The organism is Gluconobacter morbifer G707, assembly GCF_000234355.1.
In the GTDB taxonomy this organism is placed as follows: domain Bacteria; phylum Pseudomonadota; class Alphaproteobacteria; order Acetobacterales; family Acetobacteraceae; genus Gluconobacter; species Gluconobacter morbifer.
In genome coordinates this window covers 133,165-152,325 of sequence record NZ_AGQV01000010.1, presented here as the reverse complement: position 1 = coordinate 152,325, position 19,161 = coordinate 133,165, and the positions used below count along the sequence as shown (strand labels likewise).

The window sequence follows — 19,161 nt, the reverse complement described above, 5'->3', positions numbered from 1 at the left end:
TGATGATTTTTGGAATGATCCGGAAAGGATCTGGGTGAAAATAAAAACAAATAGTGCCCTGGAGGGTAAAAAACCTCCCTTTCGATGGCTTGCCGTCTGGCATGGCTTTCCTTATGAACGAGGCCATTATCACGGGAGCGTGTCTTTTCAATGGGAAGTTGAAGCTCTTTCCACTGGCCTGATGACGCGCCCAGTTGAGCAGCGAGTGTCCAATGTCCCTGAATTCCGTCGTCGAGAGCGTGACAGCCCGTATCATCGAGCGTTCGAAGGTCTCTCGCCGTCGTTATCTCGCCCTGATGGAGCGCAATCGGGCCAAGGGTGTGTCCCGTCCGCGACTGGCCTGCGGGAACATCGCGCATGCCATTGCCGCTTCCGCTCCGGACAAGCCGGAACTCATGATGCCTACCGGGACCAATATCGGCATCATCACGTCCTATAACGACATGCTGTCCGCCCATCAGCCCTATGGCCGTTATCCCGAACAGATCAAGCTGTTTGCCCGGGAAGTGGGAGCGACCGCACAGGTGGCCGGCGGCGCGCCCGCAATGTGCGATGGCGTGACGCAGGGACAGGAGGGAATGGAGCTTTCGCTGTTTTCCCGTGATGTCATCGCCATGTCCACGGCGGTCGGGCTGAGCCACGGCATGTTCGAGGGCGTGGCCCTGCTGGGGATATGTGACAAGATCGTGCCGGGTCTGCTGATGGGAGCCCTGCGCTTCGGTCATCTGCCGGCCATGCTCATTCCCGCCGGCCCCATGCCGTCCGGTCTGCCGAACAAGGAAAAGCAGCGCATCCGTCAGCTTTACGTGCAGGGCAAGATTGGTCAGGACAAGCTGATGGAAGCGGAAAACGCTTCCTACCACAGCCCGGGAACCTGCACCTTTTACGGTACGGCCAACACGAACCAGATGATGGTGGAGATCATGGGCCTGATGATGCCTGACTCCTCTTTCATCAATCCGAACACCAAACTGCGTCAGGCCATGACGCGCGCCGGGATTCACCGGCTGGCGGAAATCGGGCTCAATGGTGAGGATGTCCGTCCGCTGTCGCAGTGTGTGGATGAGAAAGCCATCGTCAATGCCGCTGTCGGTCTGCTGGCGACAGGGGGGTCCACCAATCACTCCATCCATCTTCCCGCTATTGCCCGGGCCGCGGGTATCGTCATTGACTGGGAAGATCTCAGCCGCCTGTCGTCCGTGGTGCCTCTCATCACGCGCGTTTACCCGAGCGGGTCCGAGGACGTGAATGCATTCAACCGTGTTGGCGGCATGCCGACCGTGATTGCCGAATTGTCTCGGGCGGGCCTACTCCACAAGGATATCCTGACGGTTTCCCGAGGTGGCTTCTCCGATTATGCCCGGCGTGCCTCCCTGGACGGGGACGAGGTCGTCTATAGCCGTGCCGGCCATTCGACGGATCCGGATATCCTGCGTGACATCAGTGTTCCGTTCCGGCCGGATGGCGGGATGCGCCTCATGACCGGTAATATCGGCCGAGCCATCTATAAGAGCAGTGCCATCGCACCGGAGCATCTGACCGTCGAGGCCCCGGCACGGGTGTTTCATGACCAGAATGACGTTCTTGCCGCGTTCCGTGACGGGGAGCTTGAACAGGATGTCGTCGTCGTCGTCCGCTTTCAGGGGCCGGAAGCCAATGGCATGCCGGAACTCCACAAGCTCACACCGACGCTCAGCGTTCTGCAGGACCGTGGTTTCAAGGTCGCGCTTCTGACGGATGGCCGGATGTCTGGTGCCAGCGGAAAGGTTCCGGCCGCCATCCATGTCGGACCCGAAGCACAGAATGGTGGTCCGATTGCGAAAATCAGGGATGGTGACCGGATTCGTGTCTGTGCCGTGACCGGGCAGATCGAAGCGCTGGTTGATCCGGGTGAATGGGCTACACGGGAGCTCGCCTCTCCACCGCCTCCGGGGCTGGGTACGGGTCGTGAGTTGTTCGCCCTGATGCGTTCGGTGCATGATCCGGCCGAGGCAGGCGGTTCGGCCATGCTGGCCCAGATGGACCGGGTGATCGAAACTGTCGGCGATGACATTCATTGAGGACTGATTTTCATGCTTGATACTACCCGACTTGATGCCGTCATGAGCCGCTGTCCAGTGATGCCCGTACTGGTCGTCAAGGACGTCTCGCTGGCACGACCGATGGCAGAGGCGCTGGTGGCTGGAGGGCTTTCGACGCTGGAAGTCACGCTGCGCACGCCCTGCGCCCTGGAAGTCATTCAGGAAATGTCGAAGGTCGAGGGCGCGCTGGTCGGGGCTGGGACCGTGCTGAACCCGGATGATCTGGAGAGGGCCGTGAAAGCGGGCTCCCAGTTCATCGTCAGCCCGGGTCTGACCGCACCACTGGCTCAGGCGGCCAAGGCGCATGATGTACCGTTCCTGCCGGGGGTGGCCAATGCCGGAGACATCATGCGCGGACTGGATCTGGGGTTGTCACGCTTCAAGTTTTTCCCGGCTGTGACCAATGGAGGCATTCCCGCTCTCAAGAGTCTCGCCAGCGTTTTTGGAACGAATGTCCGTTTCTGCCCGACGGGTGGCATCACCGAACAGACCGCAGCGGACTGGCTGGCTCTGCCGACGGTTTCTTGTGTTGGGGGTTCCTGGGTGACGGCAGGGGAGTTCGATGCGGAGAAGGTCCGGCAGCGCGCCACGGCTGCTGCCCTGCTTCAGCAGAACTGACGACCGTCTGGCAGGAGAGATTGCCTCTGCGATCCTGTCCGCTGGACAAGATTTGTCATTAAAATTCCTGCATGTGGGGAACAGCCTTCGCCATCATGCTTTAAGGGAGCATGCAGCGGCCTGTTCCTTTCGAATCTGAAATGCCCTTTTGCCATGTTCGGTCAGGATGTCTGGTGTCAGGCATGACGCACTGATGGATCCCCGGAAAAAGCCTCTTGTCGGGCTGGCGGGGATCATTGGTCTGGCCATGGCGACTGAACTGAATGAGCAGGTTTCCGCTCAGACGTTGCGTGACATCATGGGTGGACTGGGTTTCAGCCATGATGCCGGGACGTGGTTCACCAGCCTGTATGGAACGGCCGAGGTCATCGGGATGGCGTTTGCACCCTGGCTGGCGGTGACGTTCAGCCTGCGCCGTTTTGCGTTCTTCGTTGTCGGACTGGCACTCGTTTCCAGTGTGTTCATTCCGTTCACGTCAGAACTTTCTCTGCTTTACATTCTCCGGATGCTTCAGGGGCTGGCGGGTGGTTTTGCCGTGCCGCTGCTGATGACGACGGCCCTGCGGGTTCTTGCGCCCCCCATCCGGCTGTACGGCCTGGCGGCCTATGCCTCGACGGCGACTTTCTTCCCCTATCTGAGTGGTACCTTCGCCGGGCTATGGAGCGATCTTGTCGGATGGCAGTTCGTGTTCTGGCAAACGATTCCGTTCTGTACTCTGGCGGGACTGCTGGTGTGGTACGGCATGCCGGTTGATGAGCCGAAATATGAACGTTTCAAAATCATCGATTGGCGGGGAATGCTGCTGATTTTCTTCGGGTTTTCGGCCCTGACTACCATGCTTCAGCAAGGAGACAGACTGGACTGGTTCAATTCGAAAGCCATCTGCGTTATGGCGCTGGTGTCCGCCGTGACGCTTCCGCTTTTTGTGGTGAATGAGTGGTCCCATCCGCTTCCGCTGTTCAAGTTCCAGCTTCTGAAGCGGCGGAACTTCGCTTATGGCGCAACGACCCTTCTGACCTTCGTGGTGATTTCGATTTCATCTTCCACCATTCCAGCGAGTTTCCTGACCACTGTTGCCGGTTACCGGCCGGAACAGGCTTATCTGGTCACGGCAGAAATCGCCTGCATGCAGCTTGTCCTGCTGCCTCTGATGGCTGTCGTACTCAATCAGGAGTGGGTGGACAGCCGGGTGGTCAGCCTCTGTGGGCTGTGCTGTATCCTGACGGGCTGTATCGGCGACACGTTCGTGACGTCCGTGTGGAACCGCAACGAGTTTTACCTGTGGCAGTTCTTTCAGGGCTTGGGCGCGGCCATGATCGTCATGCCGCTTCTGATGATGTCCACCAACATGGTGACGCCGGCCGAAGGACCGTTCGCGTCCGCGCTGGTGAACTGCCCGCGTGGCGTGGCGCAGACGGTCTCGGTCTGGCTGATCCAACTGGTTCACCGCTATCGCGGTTCGCTTCACTCCGATCGTCTGACCGATCTGCTGGGCCGGAACCGTTTCCGCCTGTATCAGGGGAACAGCCCGGCCCTTCAGGAGCCGCCACCGTTTCTGCCCAATGGTCTGCCGCGTACGCCTGACAGCGTTGGAATGCTCTCCTCCCAGCTTGCGCGGCAGACGGCGACGCTGATGGTGAGCGATCTGTTCTTCATCATTCTCGGACTGGTGGCGTTTCTGATGATGCTTCTGCTCACCCTGCCTGTGCGCACCTATCCGCCCCGTATTGTCCTGGCAAAAAAATGATCAGGAAACAGGAAGTTATGTCTTATGGCTGACCAGACGAACGACGATGACGGCAAGCCGAACGCCAGATGGCCGTTCGTTCTGGCGGCTGTCATCATCGTCGGGTTCATTGCCGTGGTTCTGGCCATCATTTTTGTGCCTAGCCGCCGTGTCTGGACGGATGATGCCTACGTGACCGCGCATTACTCCACCATTGCGCCCCGAATTTCAGGGCAGGTGGAAACGGTTGCGGTGGACGACAACCAGATGGTCCGGACCGGTCAGGTTCTCGTGACGCTGGATGATCGTGATTATCGCACCTCCGTTGACCAGGCGCTGGCAACGCTGGACCATGACCAGGCGCTGGTCATGGATGCGAAGGCAGCCGTCAACCGGCAGCCGTCCCTGATCCAGCAGGCTCAGGCCAATGTGGCACGGCTCAGATCGCAGCTTGTATTCGCGCGGCAGAATGCCCGCCGATATGGGGATCTGGCGAAGACCGGCGCAGGCAGCACCGAAAGCAATCAGCAATACACCGCGCAGGTCGGAGAACTGGAGGCGTCTGTGCAGGGAGCGCAGGCGGATGCTGCGGCGACGCAGGCGCAGCTTCCGATTCTTCAGGCTCGTCATGAAGCGGCGCTGCATACGCTGGACATGGATCGCGCCCGGCTGCATCAGGCGGAACTGAACCTATCCTATACCCGGGTTCGCGCGCCCTTTGACGGCATGGTGGGAGAGCGGAGTGTCCAGGCCGGAAACTATGTGGCGCCGGGAGCCGCACTAATGGCGGTCGTACCCATGGATCAGCTCTGGATCGAAGCGAATTATAGGGAACTTGCCTTGCGGCATATGCGGCCAGGTCAGCCTGTTGTCATTCACGTGGATGCCTACGACATTGATCTTCAGGGGGTGGTGGACAGTGTGCCGCCGGCCTCGGGGGCAGCGTTCGCGCCTCTGGCGCCGGAAAATGCGACCGGGAATTTTACGAAAATCGTTCAGCGTCTACCGGTGAAAATCACAGTCCGGCCGGGGCAGAAACTGGCTGCACTCCTGCGCATGGGGTTCTCGGTGGAGACGTCCGTGGATACAGGGTTTGAAAATGTCGCGGCTGATCAGCAGCATACACAGACCCCGGTGACGGCCCGATGAGGCGTCTCTGTCTTCTGGTCAGTACCCTGCTGCTGACAGGTTGTGCAGTGGGACCGAATTATCATCGTCCACATGTGGCAGGGCCGGAGCACTGGGGCGGTGAACCGGCTACACCCAGCATGACCTATGCCGGTGCGATCGAGATTTCATGGTGGTCCGGTTTTCACGACAGGGAACTGGACAGTCTGATCGGGCGCCTCGGAAAGCAGAACCTGGATCTTCAGGAGGCCATGAGTCGTATCGAGCAGGCCCGGGGACAAACCCACATCGCCGCTGCCCAGGGGATGCCGAATATCAACTGGCAACCCGGCTATACATGGACACAGCAGAGCGAGAAGGGCTTTCTGTCACTGGCAGAACCCAAGCCGGGCGCCAACCTGCAATACAATTATTATACCAATATTCTGAGTTCATCCTGGGATCTGGATCTATTCGGCATGATTCGGCGTACTGTTGAGGCGCAGCGGGCGACCGTTGTGCAGACGCAGGCAGCACGGCGCGGAGTGGCGTTGACGACACTGTCCAGTCTGGTGACGTCCTATCTTCAGCTTCGGGGCACGCAGGCGCAGATTGTCCTGACGGAACGGGATCTGGCACTGGCGCGTCATGACCTGTCTCTGGTACAGGACAGGGCACGTGATGGTGCGGCCACATCGCTGGATCTTGCGCAGGCGCGGGCACGGGTCGCAACGACGGAGAGTGATCTGCCGCCCCTGCAGAACTCGCAGGCAGCCCTGATCAATGCCATCGGGTTCCTGCTAGCTCTGCCACCCCGGATGCTTGAGAAGGAGCTTCTGCCAATTGGTCCGCAGCCACAGCCCCCGGCGGCTATTCCTGTTGGGTTCCCCTCCCAGCTTGCGGAGCGCAGGCCCGACCTCATGATGGCAGATGCGCGGCTTCATGCTGCCACGGCTCGGGTTGCCGCTGCGGATGCGGCGTTCTATCCAGATATTACCCTGACCGGAAACATCGGCACGCAGTCCCTGTCTGCCAGCGATTTCTTCATGCCCGCGGCCAAGTATTTCACGCTGGGCCCTACACTGAACGTTCCCATTTTCGAAGGTGGACGTTTGCGGGGGACGCTGCGTCTGCGCAAGGCTCAGCAGAAGGAGGCCGCGCTGGACTATCGCAGGACTATTCTGAATGCCTGGCGGGATGTTGATGACGCCATGACAGCCTATGCACAGGTTCAGAAGCGACATGATCAGGTCGCAGAGGCTGTTCGCCAGAACCGTCTCGCACTTCAGGCTGCTCGCCAGCGTTATGTGGCTGGAGCCGTCACGTTTCTAGAGGTCGATGCGGCAGAAGGGGCACTTCTTTCCAGTGAGACGGCTCTGGCTGCCACGCAGACGCAGATCGGAACGGCGCTTGTTTCGCTGTATCGGGCGCTTGGTGGTGGGTGGCAGTTTGCGGAAGCGAACGAATCAGCTCATAAGGGCGCGTGACCGGACGTTCGCATCTTCTGCTTGGTGGTTTTGCGGTGCTTTGTGCCATGCGCTGGCACGTCCTGACGCCTGACCCCTTTTCTTTCTGTACCGGCCTCCTCGGCAGTCTCCTGCCGGACATCGATACCGAACGCTCCATCCTAGGGAGTCGTGTCCGTTTCCTCTCCCGCTTTCTGGCCCGCACACTCGGGCATCGCGGTCTCACGCATTCCGCTGTCATACTTCTGGCAATGGCTGTCGTAGTGAATGCGGTGGGAGGAGAAATTGCACTCCGCGGACCGGCAGGAGCCTGCCTGCTGGGAGCAGCGACGCATATCGCTGCCGATCTGCCTACAGGCGGGTGCCAGGTCCTGGCACCACTGAGCCGGTCGCGGCTTTCTTTCTGGCCTTATGCCAGAACGGGCGGTCTGGGAGAAATCATGCTTCTGTTGCCTGCGCTGCTGCTTCTGGGGTGGGGTGGAATGAGAGGTCTGAACGGTTTGGTCTGTCATCCAGCGTCAGTCATGCATCACACCCGGTTGCAAGGACATGCTTTGAAGGATATTTCATTTTCATCATGACTGAGACCCGACTCCCTGTCCGTCGCGCCCTGCTTTCCGTTTCTGACAAAACGGGACTGATCGAACTGGGGCGTGCCCTTGCCGCCCAGGGAGCGGAGCTGCTCTCTACCGGCGGCTCGGCAAAGGCGCTGCGGGAAGCAGGCCTGACCGTCCGGGACGTGTCGGATCATACCGGCTTCCCCGAAATTCTGGATGGACGGGTCAAAACCCTTGTTCCACAGGTTCATGGTGGCATTCTCGGTCGGCGTGATCTGCCAGCGCATGTGTCGCAGATGAATGAACATGGTATTGCTCCAATCGATCTGGTCTGTGTGAACCTGTACCCCTTTGCCGCAACGGTGGCGTCTGGAGCAGGGGACGAGGACTGCATCGAGAACATTGACATTGGCGGCCCGGCCATGATCCGGGCGGCAGCCAAAAACTTCGCTCATGTGGTCATCCTGACGGATCCTCATCAGTATGAGGGGCTGATTAGAGGGCTGGAGCAGGGCGGGACCGTTCTTTCCGAGCGCCGGGCCTATGCGGGTTCAGCCTATGCCCACACGGCTGCTTACGATTCCATGATTGCGCGCTGGTTCGCCACGCAGGCCGGTGAACTGCTGCCGCCTGTTCTGACCCTGAGCGGGGAGCGACGCGAACTGCTGCGGTATGGCGAAAATCCCCATCAGAAGGCAGCGTTCTATCGGGATGGGAACACTCGCCCGGGAATTGCGACGGCCCGCCAGGTTCAGGGCAAGGCCCTGAGCTACAACAATATCAACGATACCAATGCAGCGTTCGAGGCTGTTGCCGAATTTGAAGCCCCGTCCGTTGTTATCGTCAAACACGCCAATCCCTGTGGTGTCGCTTCAGCCGAGACGATGGAACAGGCCTGGATTGCTGCTCTGCGCTGTGACCCGGTGTCTGCTTTCGGAGGAATTGTGGCTCTGAACGGCACACTGGATGCGGCAACGGCGCAACGTATCAGCACAATTTTCACGGAAGTGATCGTTGCGCCTGATGCGGATGAAAAAGCGATCGCCATTCTGTCACGTAAAAAGAATCTGCGGCTCCTTCTGACGGGCGGGATGCCCGATCCTGCGGCAGAGGGGCTGGATTTCCGTTCAGTCGCGGGCGGTTTTCTCGCGCAGAGCCGGGATGCCGGCTGCGTGAATGAAGCAGATCTGCACGTTGTAACGAAGCGTGCGCCAACGCTTCAGGAAATGAAGGATCTGCTGTTTGCTTTCCGTGTTGCCAAGCATGTGAAATCCAATGCGGTTATTTATGCGAAGAACGGGGCAACGGTCGGTATCGGTGCTGGCCAGATGTCTCGTGTGGATAGTGCGCGAATTGCCGCGCGCAAGAGCGAGGACGCGGCCCAGGAAGCAGGTGAAAACAAGCCTCTTACGGCAGGTTCTGTCGCCGCGTCCGATGCGTTCTTCCCCTTCGCAGACGGACTTGAAAGCGTGGTGGCCGCCGGGGCTGTGGCTGTTATCCAGCCAGGCGGATCCATACGTGATCAGGAGGTGATCGATGCTGCCGATGCAGCGGGAATCGCCATGGTCTTCACCGGCATGAGGCATTTCCGGCATTGAAAACCCTAATATTAGCCAGTCTTCTGCTGGCCGTATCCGTTCCTGCAGTCGAAGCTGCTCCCTGTCTGTATGATATGTCGCCCCTGCCCGTAACGCAGGGGACCGTCTCGCGCATTGCGCCCACAGGCGTCCTTCTGCGCGACGGGACAACAATCATTCTGCCCGACGAGCTTCTGACTGCCGTGCGCCTGAACCAGAAGCTGGCTGTCCGGGGACTGGTCTCTCCCACAACCCATACAGTCCGGGCGTTTGCCCTTGATGGTCATCCGCCTGTCTGCCCGACCTCCCCGGTGGTTTCCCGTGGACCGTTTGCAGGCTCAGCTGCCTATGACACCATCCATGATAGCGTACGGGAATAGATTGTCCCACTGATTACATGGAACAGGCCGTCTGGTGGGGGAGAAATCCCCACCAGACGGCCTTTTTTATTGCCGTGACTGACGCTGATGTCCTGACGGATACGTAAACGCTTTCTTTACGGTTGCTATGGCACGTTCGCCTGTGTCGCCTATGGCAGGCATCAGGGGAGCTTGTTTCAGTGTCACAGATCATGGCCCCTGTCTCTTCACAGGATTTGGCAAAGCCCGGGATAACCAGTCTCGAAATACAGCAACACTCTACAGAACGATTTCAGGATTTTCTGGAAAGTTATACGCATTCCAAGCCTGTTGCGAGCCCAGCACGGCAGGTGGAACAGCATGCGAAGGTCGAACATGCTGTAACGCCATCGACCCAGAAAAAATTATCGACAGTCGCGATCAAGCAGGGCGATATGAAATCGACACAGAATGTGCAGCAGAAGCCAAATCTACCGTTGGCCAAGACTGCCAATCCGTCGCTCATGCATGATGTCCGGCGCGTTTCTTCAGAGCAGGAGCCGCAGATGAATGGAAAAACTGCTCTTCGAGCGCAACAGAGTGGTAATGGCAGGGTAGGGGATTCTGGCAGTTCTATTGCACCTGTCCGGACTGGTGGGCAGTCAGTGCAATCAAAGACAATGCAGAAAAACGTGGCTATAAAATCGACTGAGAGAGAGCAGAATCTTCCAGAGATCTCTAAGATCAAAAATTGTTCTTCTGACGAACGAGTTCTTCAAAATCAGGGCCCAGTTACTGTAGATGATGCATCGACTGTCACTGGGAATGAACAAAATGAATGCTCTGTGACTTCGGATCGTGGCTATGACGCTGAAAGTCCTTCGCCAGAAAACCTGCTTTCTTCGTCAGTGCAAAAATATTATGATAAAGAAACGAATAATGTTATTCAGGATATAACGGTTCCGGAAGCTGGATCTCCGAAAGTTTCGGAAGACTCTTCTCCGTTGGAAAATCCTACCAAAGGGAAAATTCCAAAAAATAATCTGACAACACAGGAAGCAAAAACTGGTGACAACGAGCATTTAAATTCATGCCAATCGTCTGTGGATATTTACAAAAATAGAGAGAAAACTATCACAATATTTGAAATGAATATGGGAAAAATTGGAAAAATCCATATCAAAATTGATGGGAATGATTTTCATAACAATATTCATGTTAACGTTATTAATCAGGATATTTTTGATAAAATGCAGTCCGGTCACTCTGATCTGATATCATCATTGACACAATCCTCCACACCTCTTGCGAGCATGCAGTCGGATGCAATGGCAGACGTAACACTTCATTTTTCTTCCAGCCTTCTTTCTGATCTGCCTCTAAAGAACTCGGCAATGATCCCCAAGCAAAAGGGGACAGTTGCTTCGGAGGAACGTGGCGATACGTTAGCGACAAATAGTAAAAATGGGACATATCGGAGAACATTTCTCCCTAGTGCTATAGATCTTACAGTATAAGAGGTAAAAAAGATGGTATCCTCCGTCGCGTCTTCTGGAAGTGGATCTACATCCATCCTGGACCAGGCTATAAAAAATTCTCAAAATAACACTGCTTCGGCGACCGCTGATTCAGCGTCATCAACTGCGAGTTCTGTAGGTAGTAGTGCCTTGTCTTCGCTGGCAGGAAACTTCAATCAGTTTCTGGTACTACTGACAGCTCAGCTTCAACATCAGGATCCCAGCAATCCAACTAGCACAGACAGCTTTACATCCGAGCTGGCTCAGTTTGCTGGGGTCCAGCAGCAGGTTGAAACCAATACGAACCTGGGAACATTGATCAGTGCTACGCAGGACAATGAACTGACATCTGCCTCAAGTCTGATTGGCAAGACAACCACAGCTGAAACCTCCACTTTACCTTTGCAGAATGGTTCGGCTTCCCTTTCCTATACGGCACCGCAGGCAGGAGATGTGGTTATTGCAGTCACCAACAGTAGTGGAACGGTTGTAAAGACAGACACTGTCAATGCTTCTGCAGGTAGCAATAGCTGGGCTTGGGATGGAGTGGATAATAGCGGAAAACAGCTTGCAGATGGATCTTATTCCGTGGCGATAGAGGGAACATCCACGGATGGGACAAATGTTTCAATCAGCCCTGTTGTGAGTGGAACCGTGACTGGCTTCACACGGAGCGCATCCGGTGTGCAGGCTAAAATGGGCGATACGTCCATAGATCTGGATGATCTGTCCGGTTTCTCAAGCACTTAGAATTTTTGCCCGGAATGGCTTTCTCTTAGGCGAAAATTAACCATTACAATTCCATACTTGCCTTTACTGGATTTGAACGAGAGGCAAGTACCTATGCAGGAGAAACGCGGGCTGGGCGACTGGTTAAGTTTCAGAAGCGCTAAAACTGGATAAAACACCAGTGAAAGTTTTTCTCGAAAACCTGAAACAACTCGGACTGCCTCGCCTGGCAGCATTGGGCGGTGTGGCAGTAGCCATGGTCGTGCTGCTGGGCGTGCTGGTCATGCATAGTGTAAATGCTACTAATGGTTTGCTTTATCGTGATCTTGATCCGCGTGAAGCGGGAGAGATCGTTGAAGCACTTTCGAAGTCCCATATTGACTATCGTCTTGAGGGAGACGGTACGACAATCATGGTTGCAGAAAGCGAAGTCGCGCGCGCACGTTTGCTTTTGGCCAGGAATGGTCTTCCTTCCGGTGGATCCGTAGGCTACGAAATTTTCGATAAAAGCAATAGTTTTACTGCTACCCAATTTGAACAGACTATTAATGAAACTCGTGCACTCGAAGGTGAGTTGGAACGTTCAATTCGCCTTATCCATGGTGTACGTAATTCGCGTGTTCATCTGGTGCTTAGGCATCGGGAGTTATTCTCGACTGATGAGCAGAATGCACAGGCAAGCGTTCTTCTTTCCATGGAAAATGGTCGCAGATTAAACGACGAAAGTATTTCTGCTGTTGTTAATCTTGTGGCTGCAGCCGTGCCTGGTCTGGATATTCATAATATTTCTCTTATCGATAACCACGGTCATGTCCTTTTAAAAGAAGGTACAAATAATATTAATGGCCCACAGACGGATGAAGAACGTCGTTTGGTTTTGGAACAGAGGCTGGCCCGTGCAGTAGAAGATATGCTGGCTTCTTCCGTAGGAACAGGTCATATCCGGGTTGAAGCCAATGTGGCCATGAACAATGACCGTGTCCGCGAAACACAAGAGATGTACAATCCGGACCAACAGGTCTTGCGTTCTCAGAAGAGCAAAAACCAGAAAAGCGTCAATACTCAGAGCATTTCAAATACAACAGTTTCAAATAATCTGCCCAATGCTAATGCTGGTCAGCCACAAAGTGGAAATCAAAATAGCCAACAGGAACAAGTTGATAATTATGAAATCGGCAAAACCGTTAGAACATTAGTGCAGGATCAGCCGAGGATTTCTAAAATCAGTATGGCTGTCATGGTGGATGGTATCAGTTCCACTGACAAGCAAGGTCACCTCATTTGGCAACCACGGAGTCAGGAAGAACTGGCCCGTTTGACGGCCTTGACCAAAAGCGCAATCGGCTTTGATCAACAAAGGGGTGATATTGTTACAGCAGTCTCAATGAAATTTGCTGATTTTGATGTAAATTCTGTTGAAAAAGACAAAGGGGTTATAAATTCTCTGTTGTCAAAATCTGACAGTATGGAAATCCTAAAGTTTGTATTGTTTGTATGCTGCCTTCTCATGGTTCTTTTCTTTGTAGTACGCCCATTATTGGCGCCTGTTGGTGAAGCAGGGCTCCGTAATATGTTAGAAAATGAAGATTCCGATAAAAAAGAGCTACTTTCACCAAAAATTCTTGCGCTTGCCAATGAACAGAATTCTGGGGCGTTGATATCGCCAAATAACGAAGAAGAAAAAGATTTGGGTAGACAAGATACTGTATCAGTAAATGGAGTCCAAGGGCGGGTTAAAGTATCGTCAGTTCAGAAAATTATAGATTTGGTTGAAAATCACCCAGCAGAGAGCATTGCCCTTATTCGGGGATGGTTACTCCCTCAGCAAGGGAGGCAATGATGCCTGGGGCTGAAAAAATAACTAAAGGTGTCCAGAAAGCTGCCATTCTCATGATGGCGCTGGGAGAAGAGAATTGTGGACGCTTATTTGAACAAATGCATGAGGAAGAAATTCGTGAAATATCGGCAGCCATGTCTCAGCTCGGGGTTGTACCTTCTGAAACAGTAGAAGCTGTGTGTCATGAATTTAGCCGCAGTTTGGGAAGCGCAGAAGGAGTCATTGGTGATATTGAGACAACGGAACGTCTTCTGAAAAATACTCTTCCCGCAGGTCGTGCGGCATCAATCATGGAAGAAATTCGTGGTCCTGCAGGAAGGACAATGTGGGACAAACTAGGAAATGTTCCTGAAGAGGTTCTTGCTAACTATTTGAGAAGCGAATATCCGCAAACAGTATCAGTAATTCTGAGCAGGATAAAACCGTCTCATGCTGCGAAAGTTATTTCTATTTTTCCGGAAGACTTTGCTCTGGATGTCATGATGCGTATGCTGAAGATGGAGAATGTTCAGAAAGAAGTTCTGCATAGTATTGAAAGTACACTTCGTTCGGAATTTGTCTCCAATTTGCCGAGGGGATCTCATCGAGACAGTCACGAAGTTTTGGCGGATATTTTCAATAGTTTCGACCGTCGCTTGGAAGGGCAGTTCATGACTGCTTTGGAAGCACGAAGTTATGCAGATGCAGAGCAGATTAAAGGCCTCATGTTCACCTTTGAGGAACTGGCTCATGTTCCGGCTGAAGGGTTGATTATGCTCCTTAACCGAATTCCGAGGGAGAGTTTGCCAATGGCATTGAAAGGTGCATCTGAAACACTTCGGAAAGCATTTTTATCAGTGATGTCTGAGCGTGCTGGACGTATTTTGTTGGATGAAATCGAAAGCCTGGGGCCGGTGCGTGTAAAAGATGTCGATGCAGCACAAAATAATATTATTAATATAGCAAAATCTATGATCGACAAGGGAGAGATCGATATTGTTGATCAAGAACATCCAGAAAATGAAGTCATATCTTGATGGATAATAGAACTGTAGTAACCATGTTTCCAGAACATGGGTTATATAACGAAGATTTTGAGCCAGTTTTTTTGAAAGAAAAAAACTTCCCGTGATTCAAGAGAAAGCCAAAAATGAAAAAATATATAGTCAGCAGGAAATGAATGCCGAATGCGAAAAAAAATATAAAATGGGTCTAGAAAAAAGAAAAGAAGAGCAAGAATCGGAGAAAAAATATTGTTTTGAGCAGAATGAAATTCTTCGGAAAAAAATCGAATTATTTACAGCAGGGCTGTCGGATAGATTTGATAAATTTTCCAAGGAAGCAATGAAAGAAACAAGCAGTCTAGTTTTTTCAATTATTTCCAAGTTTTTTTTTACAAGTCAGGAAAATATTTCTTGTTTGGAAAACGAATTTTTGTCGAATATTTTTTTGGTTATTGAAAATAACAAAAATTTCAAAATAAAATGTAATAAAGAAAAATATGGTATTATCAAAAATATTCTTTTAGAAAGTAATAATAGTGTAAAATTTTCTTTTTTTGAAGATACAAAAGGAGAAGATATTGAAATTTTATGGCAAGATGGTGAAGCTTATGCCGAAGTGGAAAAAGCCTGCCATCAAGTAATCCAAAAGTTTCAGAAAATTAATGAAAAAGGACAGTCAATGAAAAAGGACAATCATGATGAGTGATAACTTTGAAGTTGAGGATATGAACGAAACTCTCAGCCAGAAAGAGGATTTTTCGTCGAAAATTTCTCATGATCTGGAAGCTATTTACGACATTCCCGTCGTTGTGAGCGCGGTTTTGGGGCGTGCAACGATGCAGGTCAATCAATTGCTGCGGTTGGGGCGTGGGGCGGTTGTGGAACTTGATCGAAAAATCGGAGATCCAATAGATATTTTGGTTAACAATAGGCTTGTAGCACGTGGAGAAGTGGTCATGGTTGATGATACAAGACTCGGTGTAACAATGACGGAAATAATAAAATCTGACAAAATAAAAAATAATGGATAATTTTGTAAAATTCCTACAGAATATTTCTTTTTGATAAAAATATAGGGAATGATATTTAACATATTTAATTTTTTACGCCTTATGAGATCATTCAAAAACCACTTTGTTGGCTTATAATTTGCATGCAGTTGCTAGTGTCTGTCCAGTAATTTAATGCTCTTTGTAGGTCCTGATGAGGAGCCCAAAAGGTTGGCTGACGTCTAACGAAGTTTTGCTATGGTCGGCCTGTTTTCCTGCTTCTGACTTGGGGACTTTGATGAAGATAGCTTTTGTGGCGGCGGCAACTGAATCTGCCCAAGCAGCAATTCGGGTACTTTCTCGCCGCTATGGTAGTGTCCCGATCGAGAATGCGGATGTTGTGGTTTGTCTTGGGGGAGATGGTTTCATGCTTGAAACACTCCATCGGGTTTTGGACCTTGATATTGCCGTATACGGTATGAACTACGGGACTATCGGCTTTCTCATGAATACGCCGGACGAGGAAGACCTTCCAGCGCGTCTGGCTGGTGCGCAGCCTTCTCTGCTTCATCCCCTGCATATGATCGCGACAACGGCAGAAGGCGAAGTGAAGGAAGGACTGGCTTTCAATGATGTCTTTCTCTTCCGTCAGACCCGTCAGACATCCAGAATTCGAATAGAAATTGATGGTAGAGTGCGTCTGGAAGAACTGATCTGCGATGGAGTTATTGTGGCGACCCCCGCAGGTTCAACGGCCTACAATCTCTCTGCGCATGGGCCTATTGTGCCGTTAAGCGCCAATATTCTTCCTCTAACACCGATTTCAGCCTTTCGGCCGCGCCGGTGGCGTGGGGCGCTTCTACCATCCAGTGCAGTCGTCAAGCTGACTTTGCTGGACATGGAGAAACGCCCTACTGCTGCGGTCGCAGATTTCAAGGAAATTCGCGACGTTGCAGAGGTTGTTGTCAAAGAAGATCGAAAGCGCCATGCCACTATCCTGTTCGACCCTGATCATGGCCTTTCAGAGCGGATCATTGCCGAACAGTTTGTCGAATGATTTTAAAATCAAACGACAGGGGTGAGTAGGGGGCGACCTTCAAAATAGGCAATCAGATTGTCGATCATCAGGTTGCCCATCGCAGTGCGGGTCTCGATCGTTGCTGATGCCTGATGGGCCTGAAGTACCGTATTTTCCAGAGCGAAAAACTCAGGATTGATGTTGGGTTCATTCTGGAAAACATCCAGTCCGGCGCCAGCAATCTGCTTTTCTTTCAAGGCGGTGATCAGAGCAATCTCATCTACGACAGAGCCTCTGGCGATGTTGATCAGTACGCCTTGTGGTCCCAGTGCTTTCAGGATGTCTGCGTTAACCATGTTGGCGGAACGGGGGCCGCCAGATACGGCCAAGACCAGAACGTCGCTCCATTCAGCGAGCTTCTGGAAATCCGGCTCGAATTTGCAATTGCTTTCTAGGCGTGGACGGGAATTGAAGTAGGCGAGTTCCATGCCAAACGCCGCAGCACGATGTGCAATGGCCTGACCAATATGTCCAAATCCGGCAATGCCCATCCGTTTTCTGGTCATTGATCGGGAGAGGGTCAGGGGCCGGCTGGGCCACTCTCCGGCACGGACAAATTTATCGTTTCTGACAATATCCCGCATTACGGCGAGCGTCAGAGCCATGGCCATATCGGCGACATCGTCTGTCAGGGTGTTCTGCGTTGTTGCAACCTTGATGCCGCGACGGCGTGCTTCTTCAAGGTCGATCTGGTCCGTGCCCACACCGTTGACGGAGATAACCCCAAGATTGGGAAGGGCATTCATGATTTCAGGTTTTACGCCAGAGCCGCCGCCTGTAACAATACCACGAATTTTATCCGCAAAAACCTTAAGGTCAGCAACGCCCTTATAGGGGTGCAGGGTAAAACGTTCTTTCAGTCTTTCCAGAATGGGAGAAGGAAAGGCGTCGATAGCCAGGATATCAGGACGTGATGACATTATGACTCTCCTATTTCGAAAATATTAATGTCCGGAAGCGGGGTCGAGTTCCTTGCAGGCAAGGGCATGACAAGCTGCTGATACGTCTTCCCATGTTGTCAGAAATCCACTGTCCGGCCCATAATAGGGATCAGCAACTTCCTCTCCTTCCCGTCCGGGAAGATGATCCATCATGAGCGTTATCCTGGCTTTTCTCTTTCGTGGTTTCATGTGCGTGAGTGCTGCCAGATGTGTACGGTCCATGGCAATGATGTGATCAAAGCGGTCGAAATCTTCTGGCTGAACGAGCCGGGCTGTCAGGCCCGTTGTGTCTAGGCCGTGTTGCCGAGCAACGTCTGCAGCCCTAGGGTCAGGTGGGTAGCCGAGATGCCAGTGGCCGATTGCCGCAGAATCGATATCGAGGGAAAGCCCCCGTTTCTTGGCTTCCTGTTTCATGGCGAGTTCTGCAAGAGGGGATCTGCAGATATTGCCGGTGCATACAAAAAGAAAGCTGTTCATGCGCCAGTCAGCCAGATGAAGAATGCCATGGTTCCGATTGAGCTCAGGGTGCCGAAGAAAAGAACGGATGCAATTTCGCGTTCCAGAACGTGATATCGCATGGCAAGAATGACATTGATCGACGCGCTGGGGATCGCCATCGTCAGTACACTCTCCTGCAAGGCAGGCAAGGGAAGATGCCATAATCTGGCGAGGGCGTAGATGGTCCCAGGGATAACAATGTTGCGAATGCTGACAATCGTTGCGACGAGACCGCTCAGTTTGACCTGACGCGTATAAAGCACGACGCCAGAGGCAAAGAGTGCCGCTCCGCCTGTTGTGCGGCCCAGCAGAAGCAGCGATCCTTTCAGAAAGGGCGGGAGAAATGCCCCTATCATGACCATGAACAGGGCCATCAGAGGGACCCAGACGACTGGCTCACGACAGGAATGGATTAGATGTCCCAGAAGTTCGCGAAATTCATTCCTATGTTCTGCAGAGCGTTCCGCTGGGGTTGAGGGCTGCCGCCCCTGATCATGTCCCATCAGGATCAGCGTTATGGGGAGCTGGATCAAATTCATGGCCAGGGCTGCGATGGAAATCGGCAGAGAACTGGCCGCTCCAAAAATCTGTCCGAGAACCGGAATACCGATGAATGGAACGGACGGTCCCGTAATGGTCATGGCAATCAAGGCGGCTTCGCTCAGCCGCCTTTTCAGGACAGTCCGGTAAAGCAGAAAGAAGATGAGGTATCCTCCCACCATTGCGAGTAGGATAAGAGCCGCGACCGGGCCGGCAGCAAAGACCTGTGAGCGGGGGGTGCTGAGAATGGATACGAGAAGTTCAAGCGGTAATGCGTACAGCATGACCAGCCGCGTCAGAACACCAGCCTGTTTTGCGTCAAAATCGCGTCGATAGGCTGCGAAATATCCGAAGCCCAGCGTCACTAGAATAGGCAGGATCGACTGCACGATTGTCAGCAACAGAGCTGTGGAATTATTCATGGAATGCTCATGGATGTAGGGCGCCTGTGCGTATTGGTCTTCTGTTCGTAACGGTCGCGTATCCGCGCGTCTATCCCTTCGCGTGCAATGATCTGGATTGACGGCGGCATGGGAGAATGGCTTTCTGGATCGTTCCTGTCCGCTTTTAGGTGTGAAG

General features: G+C 53.0%; 18 protein-coding genes. 15 read left to right on the top strand and 3 right to left on the bottom strand.

All coding sequences use genetic code 11. The features are described from left to right. The first annotated feature begins 212 nt into the window (after positions 1–212). From edd to GMO_RS10850, 15 genes are all read left to right on the top strand, one after another. Entirely contained in the window at positions 213–2,060 is a 1,848-nt protein-coding gene (gene edd / locus GMO_RS10915) for a phosphogluconate dehydratase (RefSeq protein ID WP_008852460.1), read from the top strand. Positions 2,061–2,072: 12 nt separating this feature from the next. Next, positions 2,073–2,699, top strand: coding sequence for a bifunctional 4-hydroxy-2-oxoglutarate aldolase/2-dehydro-3-deoxy-phosphogluconate aldolase (eda, locus tag GMO_RS10910; RefSeq protein WP_040509342.1), 627 nt, complete (start codon positions 2,073–2,075; stop codon positions 2,697–2,699). A 193-nt stretch (positions 2,700–2,892) separates the two neighbouring features. Then, the gene (locus tag GMO_RS10905; protein ID WP_040509339.1) at positions 2,893–4,446 is read left to right on the top strand and encodes an MFS transporter; all 1,554 of its coding nucleotides are present in this window, start codon (positions 2,893–2,895) and stop codon (positions 4,444–4,446) included. A gap of 24 nt (positions 4,447–4,470) precedes the next feature. Then, the gene (locus tag GMO_RS10900) at positions 4,471–5,574 is read left to right on the top strand and encodes an HlyD family secretion protein (RefSeq protein ID WP_008852457.1); all 1,104 of its coding nucleotides are present in this window, start codon (positions 4,471–4,473) and stop codon (positions 5,572–5,574) included. Beyond that, positions 5,571–7,019 (top strand): efflux transporter outer membrane subunit, encoded by a 1,449-nt coding sequence (locus GMO_RS10895; protein WP_008852456.1) that lies wholly within the window; start codon positions 5,571–5,573, stop codon positions 7,017–7,019. The genes GMO_RS10900 and GMO_RS10895 overlap by 4 nt, the downstream gene beginning before the upstream one ends. After that, the gene (locus tag GMO_RS10890) at positions 7,016–7,579 is read left to right on the top strand and encodes a metal-dependent hydrolase (protein ID WP_008852455.1); all 564 of its coding nucleotides are present in this window, start codon (positions 7,016–7,018) and stop codon (positions 7,577–7,579) included. The genes GMO_RS10895 and GMO_RS10890 overlap by 4 nt, the downstream gene beginning before the upstream one ends. Beyond that, on the top strand, positions 7,576–9,153 hold the full coding sequence (gene purH, locus GMO_RS10885) for a bifunctional phosphoribosylaminoimidazolecarboxamide formyltransferase/IMP cyclohydrolase (protein WP_008852454.1): 1,578 nt from the start codon (positions 7,576–7,578) through the stop codon (positions 9,151–9,153). The genes GMO_RS10890 and purH overlap by 4 nt, the downstream gene beginning before the upstream one ends. Before the next feature lie 74 nt (positions 9,154–9,227). Then, entirely contained in the window at positions 9,228–9,512 is a 285-nt protein-coding gene (locus GMO_RS10880; protein ID WP_245528479.1) for a hypothetical protein, read from the top strand. 179 nt (positions 9,513–9,691) lie between these two features. Further along, positions 9,692–10,987, top strand: coding sequence for a hypothetical protein (locus tag GMO_RS14235; protein ID WP_139064447.1), 1,296 nt, complete (start codon positions 9,692–9,694; stop codon positions 10,985–10,987). Between the two features lie 12 nt (positions 10,988–10,999). Then, entirely contained in the window at positions 11,000–11,737 is a 738-nt protein-coding gene (locus GMO_RS10875) for a flagellar hook assembly protein FlgD (RefSeq protein ID WP_040509335.1), read from the top strand. A 160-nt stretch (positions 11,738–11,897) separates the two neighbouring features. Further along, positions 11,898–13,556 (top strand): flagellar basal-body MS-ring/collar protein FliF, encoded by a 1,659-nt coding sequence (gene fliF, locus GMO_RS10870; protein ID WP_008852450.1) that lies wholly within the window; start codon positions 11,898–11,900, stop codon positions 13,554–13,556. After that, positions 13,556–14,569, top strand: a complete 1,014-nt coding sequence (locus GMO_RS10865; RefSeq protein WP_040509471.1) for a flagellar motor switch protein FliG — start codon at positions 13,556–13,558, stop codon at positions 14,567–14,569. The genes fliF and GMO_RS10865 overlap by 1 nt, the downstream gene beginning before the upstream one ends. A gap of 91 nt (positions 14,570–14,660) precedes the next feature. Continuing rightward, entirely contained in the window at positions 14,661–15,242 is a 582-nt protein-coding gene (locus GMO_RS10860) for a hypothetical protein (protein WP_008852448.1), read from the top strand. Between the two features lie 19 nt (positions 15,243–15,261). Next, on the top strand, positions 15,262–15,567 hold the full coding sequence (fliN, locus tag GMO_RS10855) for a flagellar motor switch protein FliN (protein ID WP_050801474.1): 306 nt from the start codon (positions 15,262–15,264) through the stop codon (positions 15,565–15,567). A gap of 256 nt (positions 15,568–15,823) precedes the next feature. After that, positions 15,824–16,582 carry an NAD kinase gene (locus tag GMO_RS10850; protein WP_040509330.1) on the top strand — a complete coding sequence of 253 codons (759 nt, stop codon included), beginning with the start codon at positions 15,824–15,826 and terminating at the stop codon, positions 16,580–16,582. Positions 16,583–16,590: 8 nt separating this feature from the next. On the opposite strand, the gene GMO_RS10845 is transcribed toward GMO_RS10850, so the two are convergent. The 3 genes from GMO_RS10845 to GMO_RS10835 are packed head-to-tail and all read right to left on the bottom strand — an operon-like array spanning position 16,591 to position 19,004. Next, positions 16,591–17,523, bottom strand: coding sequence for a 2-hydroxyacid dehydrogenase (locus GMO_RS10845; RefSeq protein ID WP_008852446.1), 933 nt, complete (start codon positions 17,521–17,523; stop codon positions 16,591–16,593). A gap of 24 nt (positions 17,524–17,547) precedes the next feature. Next, entirely contained in the window at positions 17,548–18,021 is a 474-nt protein-coding gene (locus GMO_RS10840; RefSeq protein ID WP_008852445.1) for a low molecular weight protein-tyrosine-phosphatase, read from the bottom strand. After that, positions 18,018–19,004 carry an AEC family transporter gene (locus tag GMO_RS10835; RefSeq protein WP_008852444.1) on the bottom strand — a complete coding sequence of 329 codons (987 nt, stop codon included), beginning with the start codon at positions 19,002–19,004 and terminating at the stop codon, positions 18,018–18,020. Before GMO_RS10835 ends, GMO_RS10840 begins: the two co-directional genes overlap by 4 nt. Positions 19,005–19,161 lie beyond the last annotated feature (157 nt).

Coding starts and splice junctions, on each gene's coding strand:
- purH (WP_008852454.1), top strand. CDS start 7,576: ATGACTGAGACCCGACTCCCTGTCCGTCGCGCCCTGCTTTCCGTTTCT.
- GMO_RS10875 (WP_040509335.1), top strand. CDS start 11,000: ATGGTATCCTCCGTCGCGTCTTCTGGAAGTGGATCTACATCCATCCTG.
- GMO_RS10905 (WP_040509339.1), top strand. CDS start 2,893: ATGGATCCCCGGAAAAAGCCTCTTGTCGGGCTGGCGGGGATCATTGGT.
- GMO_RS10835 (WP_008852444.1), bottom strand. CDS start 19,004: ATGAATAATTCCACAGCTCTGTTGCTGACAATCGTGCAGTCGATCCTG.
- GMO_RS10865 (WP_040509471.1), top strand. CDS start 13,556: ATGCCTGGGGCTGAAAAAATAACTAAAGGTGTCCAGAAAGCTGCCATT.
- edd (WP_008852460.1), top strand. CDS start 213: ATGTCCCTGAATTCCGTCGTCGAGAGCGTGACAGCCCGTATCATCGAG.
- GMO_RS10840 (WP_008852445.1), bottom strand. CDS start 18,021: ATGAACAGCTTTCTTTTTGTATGCACCGGCAATATCTGCAGATCCCCT.
- GMO_RS10880 (WP_245528479.1), top strand. CDS start 9,228: ATGTCGCCCCTGCCCGTAACGCAGGGGACCGTCTCGCGCATTGCGCCC.
- GMO_RS10900 (WP_008852457.1), top strand. CDS start 4,471: ATGGCTGACCAGACGAACGACGATGACGGCAAGCCGAACGCCAGATGG.
- GMO_RS10850 (WP_040509330.1), top strand. CDS start 15,824: ATGAAGATAGCTTTTGTGGCGGCGGCAACTGAATCTGCCCAAGCAGCA.
- fliN (WP_050801474.1), top strand. CDS start 15,262: ATGAACGAAACTCTCAGCCAGAAAGAGGATTTTTCGTCGAAAATTTCT.
- eda (WP_040509342.1), top strand. CDS start 2,073: ATGCTTGATACTACCCGACTTGATGCCGTCATGAGCCGCTGTCCAGTG.
- GMO_RS10895 (WP_008852456.1), top strand. CDS start 5,571: ATGAGGCGTCTCTGTCTTCTGGTCAGTACCCTGCTGCTGACAGGTTGT.
- GMO_RS10845 (WP_008852446.1), bottom strand. CDS start 17,523: ATGTCATCACGTCCTGATATCCTGGCTATCGACGCCTTTCCTTCTCCC.